Genomic DNA, 17,378 nt, shown 5'->3' on the forward strand with positions numbered 1-17,378 from the left:
TAGGAGCGGGTGCCGGGCCGTCGGTCCTGCGAGAGGGGTGGTGCTCAGTCCTCGTCGGACTCGTGCGCGTCCTCCAGCGCCGCCAGCGCCGGGTCGAGGATGACGTCCTTGCCATGGGCCTCGACGATCGGGTCCTCCGGGAAGTGGCAGGCCGTCAGGTGGCCTTCCGTGTTGCCGGAGATCTGGACCAGCGGCGGGTCGTCCGTGGCGCACTTGTCCTGCGCCTTCCAGCAGCGGGTGCGGAAGTGGCAGCCGGAGGGCGGGTTGATCGGGGACGGGACGTCGCCCGCGAGGCGGATGCGCTCGCGCGGCGGGCCGTCGCCCTCGATCTCCACCTCGGGCACGGCCGAGAGCAGGGCGTGGGTGTACGGGTGGCGGGGGCGGGTGTAGATGGACTCGCGGTCGCCGACCTCCACCACCTTGCCGAGGTACATCACGGCCACGCGCTGGGAGAAGTGGCGTACGACGGCCAGGTCGTGGGCGATGAAGAGGAAGGCGATGCCCATCTCTTCCTGGACCTTCTTGAGAAGGTTCACGACCTGGGCCTGGATCGAGACGTCGAGTGCCGAGACCGGCTCGTCCGCGATGATCAGCTTGGGTTCGAGGGCGAGGGCGCGCGCGACGCCGATGCGCTGGCGCTGACCGCCGGAGAACTCGTGCGGGAAGCGGTTGTAGTGCTCCGGGCTGAGGCCGACCGTCTCCAGGAGCTCACGCACCTTCTGCTCGCGGCCACCCGGCGGGTTGATTCCGTTGACCTCCATCGGGCTCTTGATGATGGTGCCGACGGTTTGCCGCGGGTTCAGAGACGAGTACGGGTCCTGGAAGATCATCTGGATCTCGGACCTGATCGGCGCGAGTTCCTGGCGCTTGGCGTGCGTGATGTCCTGGCCCGCATAGGTGATCTTGCCGCCGGTGGGCTCCAGGAGCCGCGTGATCAGCCGTCCGGTGGTGGACTTGCCACAGCCGGACTCACCAACCAGGCCCAGGGCCTCGCCCTTGTAGACGGTCAGGTCGACCCCGTCCACGGCCTTGACCGCACCGACCTTGCGCTTGAACGGGAAGCCACCGTAGATCGGAAAGTGCATGGCCATGCCCTCGACGGTGAGGAGTTCCTCACCGGTGGTGGCGGGCGTGTCCGAGTGACCCTGCTTTGGCAGAGTGACGTTGTCGCTCATGTCTTGGCGTCTCCCTAACCAAGCCTGGGCTTGATCTGATCGATGAAGATGTCCTGCCGCTGGTCCGCCGTGAGGTGGCACGCGGCGGCACGCCCGTCGGCGAGCGGCGGCCGCTCGCTGGTGCACCGGCCGCCGCCGACCGTGTCGACGTAGGTGCAGCGCGGGTTGAAGGCGCATCCGGTGGGCGGGTTGAGCAGGCTGGGCGGGGAGCCGGGGATCGGCATGAGCTCCTCGTTGATGTCACCGCCGAGGCGCGGCATCGAGCTCAACAGACCCCAGGTGTACGGGTGCTGGGGAGCCCGCAGGACCTCGCGGACGCTGCCGCGCTCCACAGCCCGGCCCGCGTACATCACCAGCAGGTCGTCGGCCATGCGGGAGATGACGCCCAGGTCGTGCGTGATGAACACAATCGCCGAACCGAACTCCTGCTGGAGGTCCTTGAGCAGGTCCAGGATCTGGGCCTGGACCGTCACGTCGAGCGCCGTGGTCGGCTCGTCGGCGATCAGCAGGTCCGGGTCGCAGATCAGGGCCATGGCGATCATGGCGCGCTGGCGCATACCGCCGGAGTACTGGTGCGGGTAGTCGTTGAAGCGCATCGCGGGCTGCGGGATACCGACCTTGTCGAGCATCTCGATGGTCCGCGCCTTCGCCTCCTTCTTGGAGGCGCCGGTGTGCTTCATGTACGGCTCGGAGATCTGACGGCCGATGGTGTAGTACGGCGAGAACGCAGTCAGCGGGTCCTGGAAGATCATCGCGACCTTGTTGCCGCGCAGCTTCTCCATGTCCTTCTCGGACGCGGTGGTCAGCTCCTGGCCGTCCAGGTTGATCTCCCCCTCGACCGTGGAGGTCTTGGGGTTGTGCAGGCCGAGGACGGTGAGGTTGGTGACGGACTTGCCGGAGCCCGACTCGCCCACGATGCCCAGCGTCTTGCCGCGCTCGACGTCAAAGGAGAGCCCGTCCACCGCTTTGACGATGCCGTCCTCGGTGGAGAACCGCACCCGCAGGTCGCGAACCGAGAGGAAGGCGTCCGACCCGGTCGGGGCCGGTGTGTCTTCGGTCTTGGTCAGTGTGGTCACGGTCGTTCTCCTAGGCGAGGCGCACGCGCGGGTCGATGTAGGCGTAGCAGATGTCCACGATGATGTTCAGAATCAGGATGAAGAACGCCCCGAACATCATCACACCCATGGTCAGCGGCAGATCCTTGGCTGCTGACGACTCCACCGCGAGACGGCCGATGCCCGCCAGGTCGAAGGTGAACTCAGTGACCACACCGCCGCCAAGGAGCGCGCTCAGGTCCATACCGATGATAGTGACGATCGGGGTGAGCGAGCCGCGCCAGGCGTAACGGAAGAAGACGTACTTGCGTCCCATGCCCTTGGCACGCGCCGTGCGGACGTGCTCCTCCTGGAGCTGCTCGATCATCGTGGAGCGGGACATACGCGTGTACTGCGCGACGAAGATGGTGGCCATCACGGCCCACGGGATCAGCAGGCCGACCGCCCAGGCGAGCGGGTCCTCGGTGAACTCGTGGTACTTGGGGTTCTCCATCCAGCCCGTTTGGTAGACGAGGAGACCCAGCACGATCGGACCGAGGAAGTAGATCTGGAACGAGCTCAGCACCATCGAGGCGCCGCTGACACCCTTGTCGACCGCGGTGCCGCGCTTCCAGGCAGCGAGCAGACCCGAGGCAAGGCCCAGGACCAGGAAGATGACCAGGCCGCCGATGGTCAGCGACAGCGTCAGCGGGAACCGGTCCATGATCGAGTCCCAGACGAATTCGCCCGAGGCGAAGGACTGCCCGAGGCACGGGGCGGGGCAGCTCCCGGCGGCGAAGTCCCGGCCAGCCACGATGCCGACCATGAATTCCCAGAACTGCGTGGTGATGGGTTTGTCCAGGCCGAAGTTCGCGCGGATGACCGCGAGATTCTCCGGTGAGCAGTTCTTGCCACAGGAGAGGGCGGCGAAGTCCTGGGGGATTGTATAGAACAGGAAGAACGTGAACGCGCCGATCAAGAACATGATCATGACGGCGCCGGTCAACCTGCGGATAAGAAACTGAAGCATGGCGGGCGGCTGCTCTCTTCGGAAGCGGCGGTGGTGAGGGGTGAAGTGGGTCCGTGGGGGTGCGCTCCGCCTGGCGCGCACCCCCACGGATCAGCCGTGGCTAAGCGTTACGGCTTCTTCAGGTACAGGTCGTTGATGTTCACGTAGCTCGACTCGGTGCTGTACCGGGTACCACCGATGTTGGAGCCGAAGAGCTGCAGCTGCTTGGCGTAGTAGATCGGGGCGGCGGGGTTGACCTCCTCGACGATCCGCTTGTGCGCCTGCTCCCAGGTCTTGGCGGCCGCCTCGGGCTCCTCGGTGAGGGCCTTCTGGATGAGCTCGTTGACCTTGGGGTCGTTGATGTGGGAGTAGTTCGAGGCGCCGTCGGAGATCAGCTCACCGTCGTAGACCGGGGTGACGACCGTGGCCGGGGACGGCCAGTCCTGGCCCCAGCCGGTGATGTAGATGTCGTACGGGTTCTTGACCTTGCCGATCTGCTCGTAGTACGAGGCCGAGTCGATCTCCTTGGTCTGGGGGTCGAACCCGAGCTTCTCCAGCGTGCGCTTGATGATGAGCTGCTGCTTCTGGGCGCGCGGGGTGTTGGCGTAGGCGTAGCTGATCTTGGTGCCTTCCTTGACACCCGCCTCCTTCAGAAGCTCCTTGGCCTTCTTCATGTTGCCCATCGGAGTCTTCGACTTCTCGAACGGGTCGTAGTTCGGGTCGTAGCCCGGCAGGGTCGGGGCGAACAGACCACCGGCCAGCTCACCGCCGTACTTACCACCGTCGGCCCCGATCATGGACTTGTTCGGGATGGCGTAGGTGATCGCGTCACGGACCTTCTTGTCCTTGACGATGTCCTTGTCAAGGTTGAAGTTCATCTGCCACACGTAGGGCTGGAAGCCCTTGATCGTGCGCTTGTTGACCTTGGGGTCGGAGACGACGTCCTTGATCTGCGCCGGGTCGACGGAGGTCGTGAACTGGATGAAGTTCTTCGCCTCGCCCTGGTCGGCGACCAGACGCTTGGTCTGGCTGGCCTGCTCGACGGTGGTGGTGAAGTCGTAACCGTCCACGTACTGGTGGCGGACCACGTCCGTCTTCGGGTCCCAGTGGGGGTTCTTCACCATCTTCAGGGACTTGCCGGGCTTGCGCTCAGCGATCTTGTACGGGCCCAGCGCGGCCGGGGCCTTGTCGTACTTCTCCTTCGTGTCCCGCTTCTCGGGAACGATGGAGTATCCGGCCATCGCCAGCGCCTGCGGCAGGTCGGGGCGCGGCTGGTCGAAGTGGAAGATGATCGTCTTGTCGTCCGGGGTCTCCAGGACGTCGTCCGGCAGGTGCTTGCCCTTGTACGGGCCGTCCGGCAGCGCCTTGCGGTAGTCCTTGCCGGAGAGCCAGGTCTGGAGGAAGCTCGGGCCGTCGAAGATGAACTCCGCGTACAGCCGCTCAACGGTGTGGCGGACGTCGGCCGAGGTGATCTCGTTGCCCTCGTCGTCCTTGATGCCGTCCTTGAGGGTGAACGTCCAGGTCTTGCCGTCGTCGGAGGACTGGCCGGAGTCGGTGGCGATGTCACCGACGACGGTCAGGTTGCCGTCCTTGTCCTCAAGGAAGTTGGTCAGCTTGCGGTGGGTCAGCCGGGAGAACTGACCCGCGTCGCTGACGTAGATCTGACCCGGGTCCATGTGGCTCAGGTCCGACTGCAGGTAGACGCCGATGGTGCCGCCGGACTGTGCTCCGGACACCTCCTTGGCGGGGCCGGTGGAGGCAGCGGCGTCGCCATAGGCGACGGGCTTCGACTGCTTCGCGGCGTCTTCCTTCTTCGCGGACTCGTCCTTGGAGTTGTCCTTGCCACTGTCGTTGGAGCAGCCGGTGAGCGCCAGTGAGCCGGCCGCGACGGCGACGACTATGGCACGCATGGAGCGCGATCGGGTGAGCTTCATGATGCTCGTGCACCTACCTGTCAGATTTGTTTAGGAGAACTGCTGCCTGATCCGGTTGCCCGGCGCGAGCGGTGGCAGCCACCACCCGCAGAAGGACGTCACCGTCCGGTCTTGGGGTCAAACGCGTCGCGGACCGAGTCACCGAGAAGGTTGAAGGCCAGGACGAACACGAACAGGGCGATGCCCGGGAAGAACATGTAGGTCGGGTTCTGCTCGTAGTTCTTGGCGCCGATGGCGAACATCCGGCCCCAGTCGGGTGTCGGTTCGACGAAGCCGACACCGACGAACGACAGGAACGCGATGGACAGGATGGCGCTGGGCAGCATGTAGGTGCCCTGCACCAGGATCGGGGTGACGATGTTCGGGAGGATCTCCTTGCGGACGATCCGCCACCGGGACGCACCCGAGACCTTGGCGGCCTCGACGAACTCGCGCTCGCGCAGCGACAGTACCGAGCTGCGCACCAGACGGGCCATACCCATCCAGCCGAGGAACCACATCACCAGGACGATCGCGACGGCCCGGATATAGGTCGGAGTCTCCTCCGCGGGATCGACGAACAGCGAGACCACGATGGGCATGAAGGCGATGAAGAACAGCTGGCTCGGGAAGGCCAGGAAGAAGTCGGTGGCCCGGCCCAGCCAGTAGTCGACCTTGCCGCCGAAGAAGCCGCTGACCATACCGATCAGCACGCCGGTGGCCACGCTTAGGGCCGTGATGACGAGAGCCATGAAGAGCGAGGTCCGCATGCCGTACAGCAGCATGGTGAACACATCGCGTCCCACGACGGGCTCGACGCCGAACCAGAACTCTCCGGACATACCGCCGAAACTGCCGGCCGGCATCTCGAAGTCATCGAGCAGGAACGGGTAGTCCGGCTCCAGTGCGTAGAGCGTGTAGGGGTCCTTGCCGTAGAGCCAGGAGATCACCGGTGCCAGCAGCGCGATCGCGAAGTAGGCGATCACCACCCAGGCGCAGACCACGCCCGTACGGTCGCGCTTGAAGCGCGCCCACATCAGCTGGCCGGGAGAGCGGCCCGTATGGCCCTTGGTCTCCTTGCCGTCCGCCTTCGTCCCGGTCTCTTCGTCCACGGCGGCGGACGCCTGGGCGTCCTCGGCCTCAACTGGACTCGTCATCATTTGTCCATTTCACAGGTGTTCAGCTGCCAACGACCCCGCGCCGACTGGCAGTTGGAGGATCAAGAGCTACGACACCGCTCACCCGGACGAGCGGAACCAAACCCGAAAGGGCATTCTGGTCCGCTGCCTTGAGAGAGGTGAAGTGCCCTGAGGTCACAGATCGGCCGATGGGCCGGGACCGTCAGAGCAGTCCGCCATGTACGGCAGCGCCGTTCGCCGAGACACACTGGATGAGACCGACCGCGCGTACCACCGGGGACTTCGCGGCCCACTGAGCGCTTGTGGCACCGAACATGGGCTTTCCTCCTCTTGAGTCCACTCGTTCATTACGAGAGAAGGTGCCGTTGGCCCGACCGACACCCCTGACGGTCGAGGCAGGCACCTCTAGTGCTCGCGAGTCGGCGCTCCCCACGGCGCGTGACCCATTGACCCGAGCTCTACGCGCTCAACTATTAGCCATCGACTTCCGCCCGACCACAGTCTTTTGGTCTCGGTTCGATCACACCTGCTGGTTACTTCTTCCGAAATCTGGACAAACCGATCCGAGATAGATGACCGCGAAACGGACTCGTTACACACCTATCGGTCAGGTAACACCGACTACCGGACGCGACGCGACGGAAAACCAGTTGCGGATCAAGCCATGGGGAGTGATCGTTCATCGCCGATGACGGCGGCACCCCCGGCATCCCCCATGACTCCCCGCGGCGTCCCCCCGGACGCAAACTGGCCCGACTCTACGCCGAGATGACGTGGAGTCGGGCCATGTCTGTGTCAAAACTGTGGGTCAAATCTCTCAACCCACACGGGACCCGGTGAGGTCCAGGCCTAGCCGTGCTTGGCCTTGGAGGCCGCGCGGCCGCGCTGCTTCTGGTCCAGGACGACCTTGCGGATGCGGACCGTCTCCGGGGTCACCTCGATGCACTCGTCGTCGCGGCAGAACTCCAGGGACTGCTCAAGCGACAGCTTGCGGGCCGGGACCACGTTCTCGGTGGTGTCCGCGGAGGCCGCACGCATGTTGGTGAGCTTCTTCTCCTTGGTGATGTTCACGTCCATGTCGTCGGCGCGCGAGTTCTCGCCGACGATCATGCCCTCGTAGACCTCGGTGCCGGCCTCGGTGAAGATGACACCGCGCTCCTGGAGGTTGACCATCGCGAACGGCGTCACCGAGCCCGAGCGGTCCGCGACCAGCGAGCCGTTGTGGCGGGTGCGCAGGTCGCCGAACCACGGCTCGTGGCCCTCGAAGATGGAGTGCGCGATGCCGGTGCCGCGGGTCTGGGTCAGGAACTCCGTACGGAAGCCGATCAGGCCACGGGACGGGACGATCCACTCCATGCGGATCCAGCCCGAGCCGTGGTTGGTCATGGTCTCCATACGGCCCTTGCGGGTCGCCATCAGCTGGGTGATGGCGCCGAGGTGCTCCTCGGGCGAGTCGATCGTCATGCGCTCGATCGGCTCGTGCGTCTTGCCGTCGACCTGCTTGGTGACGACCTCCGGCTTGCCGACGGTCAGCTCGAAGCCCTCGCGGCGCATCTGCTCGACCAGGATGGCCAGCGCCAGCTCGCCACGGCCCTGGACCTCCCAGGCGTCGGGACGCTCGGTGTTCAGGACGCGGAGCGAGACGTTGCCGATGAGCTCCTTGTCCAGGCGGTCCTTCACCTGGCGGGCGGTGACCTTGTGGCCCTTGCCGCCCTTGCCGACCAGCGGCGAGGTGTTGGTACCGATGGTCATGGAGATCGCGGGCTCGTCGACCGTGATCAGCGGCAGCGCGATCGGGTTCTCGGGGTCGGCCAGGGTCTCGCCGATCATGATGTCCGCGATACCCGCGATGGCGCAGATGTCGCCCGGGCCCGCCTTCTCGGCCGGCTTGCGGGTGAGCGCCTCGGTCATCAGCAGCTCGGTGATGCGGACGTTGGTCTGCGTACCGTCACGCTTGATCCAGGTGACGGTCTGGCCCTTCTTCAGCTCGCCCTGCTCGACGCGGCACAGCGCGATACGGCCGAGGAAGTTGTCCGCGTCGAGGTTGGTGACGTGGGCCTGCAGCGGCGCCGCCTCGTCGTACTCGGGGGCCGGGACGGTCTCCAGGAGCGTGGTGAAGAACGGCTCCAGGTTGTCGCTGTCGGCCGGGACGGTGCCGTCCTCGGGCTTGGTCAGCGAGGCCACGCCGTCACGGGCGCAGGCGTAGACGATCGGGAACTCGATCTGCTCCTCGGTGGCGTCCAGGTCGAGGAAGAGGTCGTACGTCTCGTCGATGACCTCGGCGATCCGGGAGTCCGGGCGGTCGGTCTTGTTGATGCAGAGGATGACCGGCAGCTTGGCCTGCAGGGCCTTGCGGAGCACAAAGCGGGTCTGCGGCAGCGGGCCCTCGGACGCGTCGACCAGCAGGACGACGGCGTCGACCATCGACAGACCGCGCTCGACCTCGCCACCGAAGTCGGCGTGGCCGGGGGTGTCGATGATGTTGATCGTGATCGGGTCCCCGCCGTCCTTGGGGTGATACTTCACCGCCGTGTTCTTGGCGAGGATCGTGATGCCCTTCTCACGCTCCAGGTCGTTCGAGTCCATCATCCGGTCGTCGAGGTTCTCAGCGGCGTGGGCGGCGAAGGCGCCGGCCTGCTTGAGCATTCCGTCGACGAGGGTGGTCTTGCCGTGGTCGACGTGGGCGACGATGGCGACGTTACGAATGTCGTGGCGGGTGGGCATACTTGCGGCGCTTCTCCCGGAATCGTGGATGCCGCGCGTCCAGTCCGGTACGCGGGCCTCGCCGGGCAGACATGCCACGGCCGTACCCCATCGTACGTCGCCTTCGCGGAGGTGGCCTCCGCGGGGCTTGTGAGATGGGGAAAGCACAGGTCAATGGGTGTGGAGATGCCTTTGCCCGCCGGGCAAACCGGCGGGCAAGAGACTTGAGTCAACTTCTCGGCCGTAACGACCGAGCTTGTTGGCTCGGTTTCGTCTACGCCTCGTCGCGCTCCCGACTGTCCCCTACGGCGGGACGGTCACGGGTCGCATCTCCCCGAGGGTTCCCCCGGTCTTGTTCAGACCGGGGCGGGGACGGGCCTGTTGACGAAGGCCCACGCCGAGCGTGCGCGGTTGCGCACGTTGACCCCGGCGACGACGTCGGCGGGCCCAGCGAGGCCGCACCGACGACAGGAGAAGTGATCCCGAGTGGGCCGGTTGGCCCGCTCGGTGTGACCGCAGCGCGGGCAGCGCTGCGAGGTGTAGGCCGCATCCACGACGAGGAACGGCACCCCGGCCCGCCGGGCCTTGTATTCCAGGTGCTGTCCGAGCTGATGGAACGCCCAGGAGGAGAGCGTGCTCCGCTGGTCGCGTCGAAGCCGTACCCGCTCACGGATGCCGTCGAGTTCCTCGACAGCGATGCCGCGACCGGTGCGTTGCGCGACGGACACGATCTCCTTACTGATCTTGTGGTTCACATGTGTGGCATGTGCCTGTTCCTTTCCCGAACGGCGGGCCAGGCGCCGCTTGGCCGAGCGGGTGCCCTTGGCCTGGAGCTCGGCGCGCTTGTGCGCATGCCACCGTCGGTAGCGGCCAAGGCGGCGGCCCTGGTAATTGGTGCCATCGGAAGTGGTGGCCAGGTTGACGATGCCGCGGTCGACGCCGAGGAAGTCCGCTGGCTCGTACGTCTCGGGGTCGGGGATGTCGCAGGTCGCGATGAGGTACCACGCGCCCCTGCGCCGCACCAGGTCGCTCTCGCCCTTGCGGTAGGCCTCCAGCGTCTTCAGCTGGTCGGCGGACCCGGTGTAGGGAAGGTTCCTCATCCGGCCCGCGACCGTCCAGATCGATACCGTCCGGGCATCGAACTGCCAGGACAGACACCGGTCGTCGAACGGCTGCGCCGCCCCCGCCCGGAACGAGACGGCGCTGTTCATCGCCCTGCGGTACCGCTGCGAGGACGACTTGCCGAGCAATCCGGCCTTGGCCTGCGCCTTCAACGAGGCGTAGGCGTCGGTGACCTTCTTCACCACCCGCACCGCGGGCTGCGCCGACAGGCCGAACGTCGTCTTGATGTCGGCGTACACCAGCTTCTGCAGACCGTTACGGTCCTTCACACCCGTCTCGAACGCTACTGCGGCGACCCGCTCGGCGGCGCGGTTGCAGGCGTCCAGGGTCGCATCGAGGTCCGCCGCCTGTTCCTGCGACGGCAGCAACTTCACCCGCACCACCAGCTTCACAAGACCCGACGATAGGACCAGATCACACACAGGTGCACGGATTGCGCACATGCGCACGCGAACCAGCGAACCGGGGAACACGCGTACGCACCGCCCGGCTCCGCCGGGTAGCGACGAGGGGCACTCCGTGCCCGTCCAACGCGGATTGCCGACGAAACCCCGCGTTACGGGGACGGGAGTCGACTCCTCCCGGCGTAAACGCCGGGGCGTCTTCGCCAGTCACCGGTCAACTCTGGGCTAAGGGATCTTCCAGCCCAGTCCTTCTCAGCTCTTTCCGGACTTCTCTCCCTCTTCGCCGCCCTTGGCGGGCCCCGCCTGCGGCTTCAGGAAGCCGATGTCCTGGTAGCGGGGCGACTCGAAGCCGAAGGCGCCCGCGTTGGCCAGGCGGGGCTTGGCCGCGACCAGCTGGGGGCGCTGGTAGAGCGGGATCGATCCTGCCGCCGCCCAGATCCGGGCGTCGGCCTGCTTGACCAGGTCCTGGGCCGTGCCCTCGTCCAGTTCGCTGATCGCCTGCTCGAAGAGCTGGTCGATGTGGTCGGTGCCGACCCGCGTGTAGTTCTGCTCGACGTTGAGGGAGCCGTCTGCCGCGGGCTGCGGCTTGGCGAAGATCGGGCGGGCGTCGGTGGCCGGGAACGCGGAGGCGGGCCAGGAGTACAGGGCCAGGTCGTACTCGCCGGAGGCGATGTGGTCCTTGAAGTAGCTGGCGTCCTTGACCTTGGCCGTCTCGGTGCGGATGCCGATGCGCTCCAGCATCTTCGACACCTTCGCGCCGACGCTACGCAGCGTCTCCGAGCCGGGTCCGGAGGGGAGCACGAAGCGCAGGGTCAGCGGCTTGCCGTCCTTGGCGAGCGGGCCGCCGGCCGCGCTCGGGGCCGCGGTGCCCTTGGGGGCGTACGCGCCGGGGGCGCCGCCCAGCTGCGCCTGCTGCTTCTCCTTGGCGCCCTCGGGCTCCTCGCTTCTGGGCTTGCCGTCCTCCTGGCCGACGATGTACCGGCCGTCGTCGTCCTTGTCCTTCTCGGCGTCCTTATCGGTCTTCTTCTCGGCGTCCTTATCGGCCTTCTTCTCGGCGTCCTTCTCGACCTCCCCCTTCTCCCCCTTCTCCCCCTTCTTCTGGCCCTCGTCCTCGGCGCCCTTCTTGCTGCCCGCCGTGCCGTCCTTGGCCGTGCCGCCCTGCGACCAGCCCGCGTCGGCCAGCAGCGCCCTGGCCTCCGCGGTGTCCTGTTCGCCGAGCGCCCCGCTGTTGTCGGCGTACGCCTGCTGGCCCGCCAGTGCGAGATGGCTGCCGACCGGCTCCGCGGGCAGACCGAGCGGCCCTAGTACGGTCTCGGCGAGCTCGGTGCGGTCGATGGCGCGGGCCACCGCGCGGCGCACCCGCTCGTCGGCGAGTGGTCCGTCGGCGCCGTTCAGCGCCAGTTGCGTATAGGCCGGTTCCAGGGACTTGCGGACCTTGAAGCCGCCCAGGGCGCGCTGCTCGTCGGCGTACCGCTTGATCGCGGCCTGGTTCTTCTTCCGGGCCTCGCGCTCGGCCTCGGCCTTCTCGTCGGCCTCGTCGTCGTCCTCGGAGCCCGCGCCGTTGGCGATGGCCCAGGAGCGCAGGGCCTGGGCCGGGGTGATGTCGGAGCCGGGGCCGTGGGCGAGGGGGCCCTTGCGGCCCGCGTCCCGTACCGCCAGGGCGATCCGCTCGGCCACGCCGGTGCCGATGTCGGCCAGGTCGACCTTGCCAGAGGCGAGCGCGGCGGCCCGCTTCTCGGGCGGTACGGCGGTGAAGACCAGCTTCTCCAGCTTGGCGGGGCTGCCCCACCAGCGCGGGTTGCGGACGAGGGTGGTCTCACCCTTCTTGCGGTCCAGCTTCTCGATCTGGAAGGGGCCCGCGGTGTTCTTCAGCTTGCGGCGGGCCCCGTCGTTGAAGGCGTCCGGCTTCCCCATCACGTCCTTGGGGTACAGCGGCGTGAACAGCGCGCGCCAGTCCGCGTACGGCTTGCGGAAGGTGACCCGGACCTCCAGGTCGTTGGCGCCGCGCTCGATCTTCTCGATCCGGTCGTATCCAGCGTTACGCGCGGTCCAGTACGCGCTGTCCTTGCCGGACAGGGCGCGCCACTGGGCGGCGAAGTCGGCGGCGCCGATCTCCCTGCCGTCGCTCCAGACCGCCTGCTGGTTGAGCTGGTAGAGCACGACCTGCTTGGGCTCGCGCTCGACGACCTCGGCCTTCTCCAGGTAGTCGGCGTTGCGCTGGGCCTGGCCGTTGGCGTCGATCGTGTACATGGAGGGCAGTACGGCGCCCGCGATGTGCGCGGTAGCCGAATCGGCGTCCGCTTGGAAGGCGTTGAGGGTCTCGGGCATCGCGTCGACCGCCCAGGCCAGCTTGCCGCCGTCGGCCACCTGGTCCCGCGCGGCCGGCGCGATGTCCTGGGCCACGAGGGTGGCGTCGGACTCGTCGCCCGAGCTGCAGCCGGTGAGGGCGGGCAGGGCGAGCGCGCCCGTCGTGAGGAACGCGGCCGCCCTGAGCGCGGGGCGGAGTCTGACGCCGTCGTGGGACATGGGTGGTACCTCCGGGGCTGGCCCGGCCGCCCACTACCGGTACGGGCCGGGTTGGTGCGTTATCGTGGTATCTGTGACGGTATAAGGGGTTGATCACACCTATCGCTCCACTGAAGGTGACCGGGACCCACGCGGGGCGGCGACACGTCGGCAGAAGCAAAGAACCCCACCCATGCGGCCCAATCACAGTCCCGACCCGTACACAAGAGCGCGCATGTAGCTCCGGAGGCGGTAATCCGCGCAGATCCCTTCACAACGGTGGATGTGACGCGCAACACTCGCAGGCGCATGTCATCGCCACCGCAACTGCGGAAGGTAGGGCAAATCATGTCCCTGCAGGATGATTTGACGGCGGTTCAGCGCAGCCTGGACGACCTGGTGCGCTCCGTCGCGAGGCTGGAGAAGCAGGTCGGCGCGGGCCTGGACATCCGCCGAGTCCGCACCGACACCGACCATCTGCGCGAGAGTGTGGCGCTGCTGCGCGCGGCCACCTCCGCCACCCAGGGTGCCAAGGCGTCAGAGCCGCCGAAGCCCCAGGAAATGGTCACGATCTCCGACGAACCGTACGACCGTGCCATGTGGGCAGGACTCGACGATCTCGACGACGAGGGCCTGGGCGCCCGCGATCACCACGCCCCCTGACCGACCCCTCAGACCCCTCTACCCGACACCTCGGACCGGCACCTCTGACCGACTGGAGAACCAGGTTCCCCACGGGAGAATGCGTTGGCTACCAGTACCGATCCCCAGGCCGATACCGGCCATCGCCAGGGCGGGGTACGCGGCGCCGCGCGCGCCGCCATCGCCGCCCCTCATCTGCGTACCGACCGCTGGTGGCTGGCGCCCGCTGCGACCGCCGCCGGACTGCTCGCCTTCGTCGTCTACTCGACCTGGCGGGCCTTCGCGAACGCCGACTACTACGCGGCGCCCTACGTCTCGCCGTTCTACTCGCCGTGCCTGGCGGAGAACTGCGAGCCCATGCGGGGCGGCCCCAACTGGGCGCTGTTCGGCAGCTGGTGGGGCCTGTCCCCGGCGCTGCTCATCCTGGTCTTCCCGCTCGGTTTCCGGCTGACCTGCTACTACTACCGCAAGGCCTACTACCGCGGGTTCTGGGCCTCTCCCCCGGCCTGTGCGGTCGCCGAGCCGCACCGGAAGTACTCCGGTGAGACCCGCTTCCCGCTGGTGCTGCAGAACATCCACCGGTACTTCTTCTACGCGGCCCTCCCGGTGGCCGCGATTCTCACGTACGACACCGTGCTCGGCTTCCGCGACAAGGACTACGAGTGGGGCCATATGGGCCTCGGCACCCTCGTCTTCCTGGTCAACATCGTGCTGATCTGGCTCTACACCCTGTCCTGCCACTCCTGCCGGCACATCATGGGCGGCCGGCTGAAGCACTTCTCCAAGCACCCCGTGCGGTACCGGTTGTGGGGCTGGGTCGGCAAGCTGAACGACCGTCACATGCTGCTGGCCTGGTCCTCGCTCATCAGCGTCGCGCTCGCCGACTTCTACGTCTATCTCCTCGCCAGCGGCGCCTTCTCCGATCCGACACTCTTCTAGATGGATGGTGCGCCGTAGATGTCTCAAGTGGAGCGTCAGCAGTGGGACGTGGTCGTGGTGGGCGCGGGCGGCGCCGGGCTGCGGGCCGCGATCGAGGCGCGGGAGCGGGGCGCGCGTACCGCGGTGATCTGCAAGTCGCTGTTCGGCAAGGCCCATACGGTGATGGCCGAGGGCGGTATCGCGGCGGCCATGGGCAATGTCAACGAGGGCGACAGCTGGCAGGTGCACTTCCGCGACACGATGCGCGGCGGCAAGTTCCTCAACCAGTGGCGGATGGCCGAACTGCACGCGCGGGAGGCCCCGGACCGGGTGTGGGAGCTGGAGACCTGGGGCGCGCTCTTCGACCGGACCAGCTCCGGGAAGATCTCGCAGCGCAACTTCGGCGGACACGAGTACCCGCGCCTGGCGCATGTCGGGGACCGTACGGGCCTGGAGCTGATCCGTACGCTCCAGCAGAAGACCGTGTCACTGCAGCAGGAGGACGAGAAGCGGTTCGGGGACCACGAAGCCCGGTTGAAGATCTTCCAGGAGTGCACGGTCACCCGCATCCTGAAGCACGAGGACGGCTCCGTCGGCGGCGTCTTCTGCTACGACCGGGAGTCGGGGCGGTTCTTCGTCCTTGAGGCACCCTCGGTGGTCATCGCCACCGGCGGCATCGGCAAGTCGTTCAAGGTGACGTCCAACTCCTGGGAGTACACCGGCGACGGGCACGCGCTGGCGCTGCTCGCCGGTGCCCCGCTGCTGAACATGGAGTTCGTGCAGTTCCACCCGACCGGCATGATCTGGCCCCCGTCCGTGAAGGGGCTGCTGGTCACCGAGTCGGTACGCGGCGACGGCGGGGTGCTGCGCAACTCCGAGGGCAAGCGGTTCATGTTCGACTACGTACCGGACGTCTTCAAGGAGAAGTACGCCCAGTCCGAGGAGGAGGGCGACCGCTGGTACGAGGACCCGGACCGCAACCGGCGTCCCCCCGAGCTGCTCCCCCGCGACGAGGTGGCCCGCGCCATCAACTCCGAGGTCAAGGCGGGCCGTGGCTCCCCGCACGGCGGGGTGTTCCTCGATGTGTCGACCCGGATGCCCGCCGACGTCATCCGGCGCCGACTCCCCTCGATGTACCACCAGTTCAAGGAGCTGGCGGATGTGGACATCACGGCCGAGGCGATGGAGGTCGGGCCGACCTGCCACTACGTGATGGGCGGCGTCGCGGTCGACTCCGACACCGCGGCCACCGTCGGCGTGCCAGGACTCTACGCGGCGGGCGAGGTGGCGGGCGGGATGCACGGCTCTAACCGGCTCGGCGGCAACTCCCTGTCCGACCTGCTGGTCTTCGGGCGGCGCGCGGGGCTGCACGCGGCCGAGTACGCGGCCGGGCACGAGACCCGGACTCCGGTGGACGAGGCGCAGGTCGACGCGGCGGCGGCCGAGGCGCTGCGGCCGTTCTCCGCCGAGGGGCCCACGCCCGGGGGCGCCGAGGGCAGGCCGCCGGAGAACCCGTACACCCTGCATCAGGAGCTCCAGCAGACCATGAACGACCTGGTCGGCATCATCCGCCACGAGTCCGAGATGACGCAGGCGCTGCAGAAGCTCGGCGACCTCAGGGCGCGGGCGCGGCGGGCCGGGGTCGAGGGGCACCGCCAGTTCAACCCCGGCTGGCACCTCGCCCTCGACCTGCGGAACATGCTGCTGGTCAGCGAGTGCGTGGCGCGGGCGGCCCTGGAGCGGACCGAGAGCCGCGGCGGCCATACCCGCGACGACTTCCCGGCGATGGACCGCGGCTGGCGCCGGGCCAATCTGCTGTGCCACCTGGCCGACCCCGGCGGTGATCTGGCGGCGGCCGATCCGGTACGCGGCCAGATCAGGCTCACCCGGGAGCAGACCGAGCCCATCCGTCCCGACCTGCTCGCCCTCTTCGAGAAGGAGGAGCTGGTCAAGTACCTCGCCGAAGAGGAGCTTTACGAATGACCACGGCCGAATCGAACCCGTCGAGCTCGTCGACCCCGTCGGCCTCGTCGACCTCGTACGAGGCGGCGTTCAAGGTCTGGCGCGGCGACACCCAGGGCGGTGGGCTCGAGGACTTCAAGGTCGAGGTCCACGAGGGCGAGGTGGTGCTCGACATCATCCACCGGCTGCAGGCGACCCAGGCCCCCGATCTCGCGGTCCGCTGGAACTGCAAGGCGGGCAAGTGCGGGTCGTGCAGCGCCGAGATCAACGGGCGGCCGCGGCTGCTGTGTATGACCCGGATGTCGGTCTTCTCGCGGGACGAGACGATCACGGTGACTCCGCTGCGGGCGTTCCCGGTCGTACGGGACCTGGTGACGGACGTGTCCTTCAACTACGCCAAGGCGCGGGAGGTGCCGTCGTTCGTGCCGCCCGAAGGGGTCGGGCCTGGTGAGTACCGGATGCAGCAGGAGGATGTGGACCGGTCGCAGGAGTTCCGCAAGTGCATCGAGTGCTTCCTGTGCCAGGACACGTGTCACGTGGTGCGCGACCACGAGGAGAACAAGGCGGCGTTCGCGGGGCCTCGCTTCCTGATGCGGGTGGCGGAGCTGGACATGCATCCGCTGGATGCGGCGGAGGAGGCGGGTCTGGACCGGAAGTCCACGGCGCAGGATGTGCACGGCCTCGGGTACTGCAACATCACCAAGTGCTGCACCGAGGTGTGCCCCGAGGGCATTCGGATCACCGACAACGCGCTGATCCCGTTGAAGGAGCGGGCGGTCGACCGGAAGTACGACCCGTTGGTGTGGCTGGGGAACAAGATCCGGCGGCGGGGGGCGTAGGGGGTTCTTCCCC

General features: G+C 67.4%; 12 protein-coding genes. 4 read left to right on the plus strand and 8 right to left on the minus strand.

The annotated features are described in order from the left end of the window. Positions 1-44: 44 nt before the first annotated feature. From U9R90_RS11705 to U9R90_RS11740, 8 genes are all read right to left on the minus strand, one after another. Positions 45-1,175, minus strand: coding sequence for an ABC transporter ATP-binding protein (locus tag U9R90_RS11705; RefSeq protein WP_411056362.1), 1,131 nt, complete (start codon positions 1,173-1,175; stop codon positions 45-47). Positions 1,176-1,189: 14 nt separating this feature from the next. Then, positions 1,190-2,251 (minus strand): ABC transporter ATP-binding protein, encoded by a 1,062-nt coding sequence (locus U9R90_RS11710; protein ID WP_411056363.1) that lies wholly within the window; start codon positions 2,249-2,251, stop codon positions 1,190-1,192. A 10-nt stretch (positions 2,252-2,261) separates the two neighbouring features. Further along, positions 2,262-3,239, minus strand: coding sequence for an ABC transporter permease (locus tag U9R90_RS11715; RefSeq protein ID WP_411056364.1), 978 nt, complete (start codon positions 3,237-3,239; stop codon positions 2,262-2,264). A gap of 107 nt (positions 3,240-3,346) precedes the next feature. Further along, positions 3,347-5,152, minus strand: coding sequence for an ABC transporter substrate-binding protein (locus U9R90_RS11720; RefSeq protein ID WP_411056365.1), 1,806 nt, complete (start codon positions 5,150-5,152; stop codon positions 3,347-3,349). Positions 5,153-5,250: 98 nt separating this feature from the next. After that, the gene (locus tag U9R90_RS11725) at positions 5,251-6,288 is read right to left on the minus strand and encodes an ABC transporter permease (RefSeq protein ID WP_411056366.1); all 1,038 of its coding nucleotides are present in this window, start codon (positions 6,286-6,288) and stop codon (positions 5,251-5,253) included. Positions 6,289-7,119: 831 nt separating this feature from the next. Beyond that, positions 7,120-8,994 carry a translational GTPase TypA gene (gene typA, locus U9R90_RS11730; RefSeq protein ID WP_411056367.1) on the minus strand — a complete coding sequence of 625 codons (1,875 nt, stop codon included), beginning with the start codon at positions 8,992-8,994 and terminating at the stop codon, positions 7,120-7,122. A gap of 335 nt (positions 8,995-9,329) precedes the next feature. Continuing rightward, entirely contained in the window at positions 9,330-10,487 is a 1,158-nt protein-coding gene (locus U9R90_RS11735) for an RNA-guided endonuclease InsQ/TnpB family protein (protein WP_411056368.1), read from the minus strand. A 264-nt stretch (positions 10,488-10,751) separates the two neighbouring features. Then, complete coding sequence (locus U9R90_RS11740) at positions 10,752-13,025, minus strand: ABC transporter family substrate-binding protein (protein WP_411056369.1); 2,274 nt, start codon at positions 13,023-13,025, stop codon at positions 10,752-10,754. A 327-nt stretch (positions 13,026-13,352) separates the two neighbouring features. Between U9R90_RS11740 and U9R90_RS11745 the strand changes: the two genes are divergently transcribed. The 4 genes from U9R90_RS11745 to U9R90_RS11760 all read left to right on the plus strand — a co-directional run bounded on the left by U9R90_RS11745 (position 13,353) and on the right by U9R90_RS11760 (position 17,365). Beyond that, the gene (locus tag U9R90_RS11745; RefSeq protein WP_411056370.1) at positions 13,353-13,667 is read left to right on the plus strand and encodes a hypothetical protein; all 315 of its coding nucleotides are present in this window, start codon (positions 13,353-13,355) and stop codon (positions 13,665-13,667) included. Positions 13,668-13,751: 84 nt separating this feature from the next. Next, a complete protein-coding gene (locus U9R90_RS11750; protein ID WP_411056371.1) occupies positions 13,752-14,585 on the plus strand; it encodes a hypothetical protein in 834 nt (277 codons plus the stop codon). Positions 14,586-14,603: 18 nt separating this feature from the next. Further along, entirely contained in the window at positions 14,604-16,547 is a 1,944-nt protein-coding gene (locus U9R90_RS11755) for a fumarate reductase/succinate dehydrogenase flavoprotein subunit (RefSeq protein WP_411056372.1), read from the plus strand. Next, complete coding sequence (locus tag U9R90_RS11760; RefSeq protein ID WP_411056373.1) at positions 16,544-17,365, plus strand: succinate dehydrogenase/fumarate reductase iron-sulfur subunit; 822 nt, start codon at positions 16,544-16,546, stop codon at positions 17,363-17,365. The genes U9R90_RS11755 and U9R90_RS11760 overlap by 4 nt, the downstream gene beginning before the upstream one ends. Positions 17,366-17,378: the final 13 nt, after the last annotated feature.

This window comes from Streptomyces sp. E11-3 (assembly GCF_046540415.1).
Classification (GTDB): Bacteria; Actinomycetota; Actinomycetes; order Streptomycetales; family Streptomycetaceae; genus Streptomyces.

Excerpts from the sequence above, each read along its gene's own strand:
- U9R90_RS11745 (WP_411056370.1), top strand. The coding sequence starts at position 13,353 with ATGTCCCTGCAGGATGATTTGACGGCGGTTCAGCGCAGCCTGGACGAC.
- U9R90_RS11715 (WP_411056364.1), bottom strand. The coding sequence starts at position 3,239 with ATGCTTCAGTTTCTTATCCGCAGGTTGACCGGCGCCGTCATGATCATG.
- U9R90_RS11720 (WP_411056365.1), bottom strand. The coding sequence starts at position 5,152 with ATGAAGCTCACCCGATCGCGCTCCATGCGTGCCATAGTCGTCGCCGTC.
- typA (WP_411056367.1), bottom strand. The coding sequence starts at position 8,994 with ATGCCCACCCGCCACGACATTCGTAACGTCGCCATCGTCGCCCACGTC.
- U9R90_RS11760 (WP_411056373.1), top strand. The coding sequence starts at position 16,544 with ATGACCACGGCCGAATCGAACCCGTCGAGCTCGTCGACCCCGTCGGCC.
- U9R90_RS11740 (WP_411056369.1), bottom strand. The coding sequence starts at position 13,025 with ATGTCCCACGACGGCGTCAGACTCCGCCCCGCGCTCAGGGCGGCCGCG.
- U9R90_RS11755 (WP_411056372.1), top strand. The coding sequence starts at position 14,604 with ATGTCTCAAGTGGAGCGTCAGCAGTGGGACGTGGTCGTGGTGGGCGCG.
- U9R90_RS11705 (WP_411056362.1), bottom strand. The coding sequence starts at position 1,175 with ATGAGCGACAACGTCACTCTGCCAAAGCAGGGTCACTCGGACACGCCC.
- U9R90_RS11725 (WP_411056366.1), bottom strand. The coding sequence starts at position 6,288 with ATGACGAGTCCAGTTGAGGCCGAGGACGCCCAGGCGTCCGCCGCCGTG.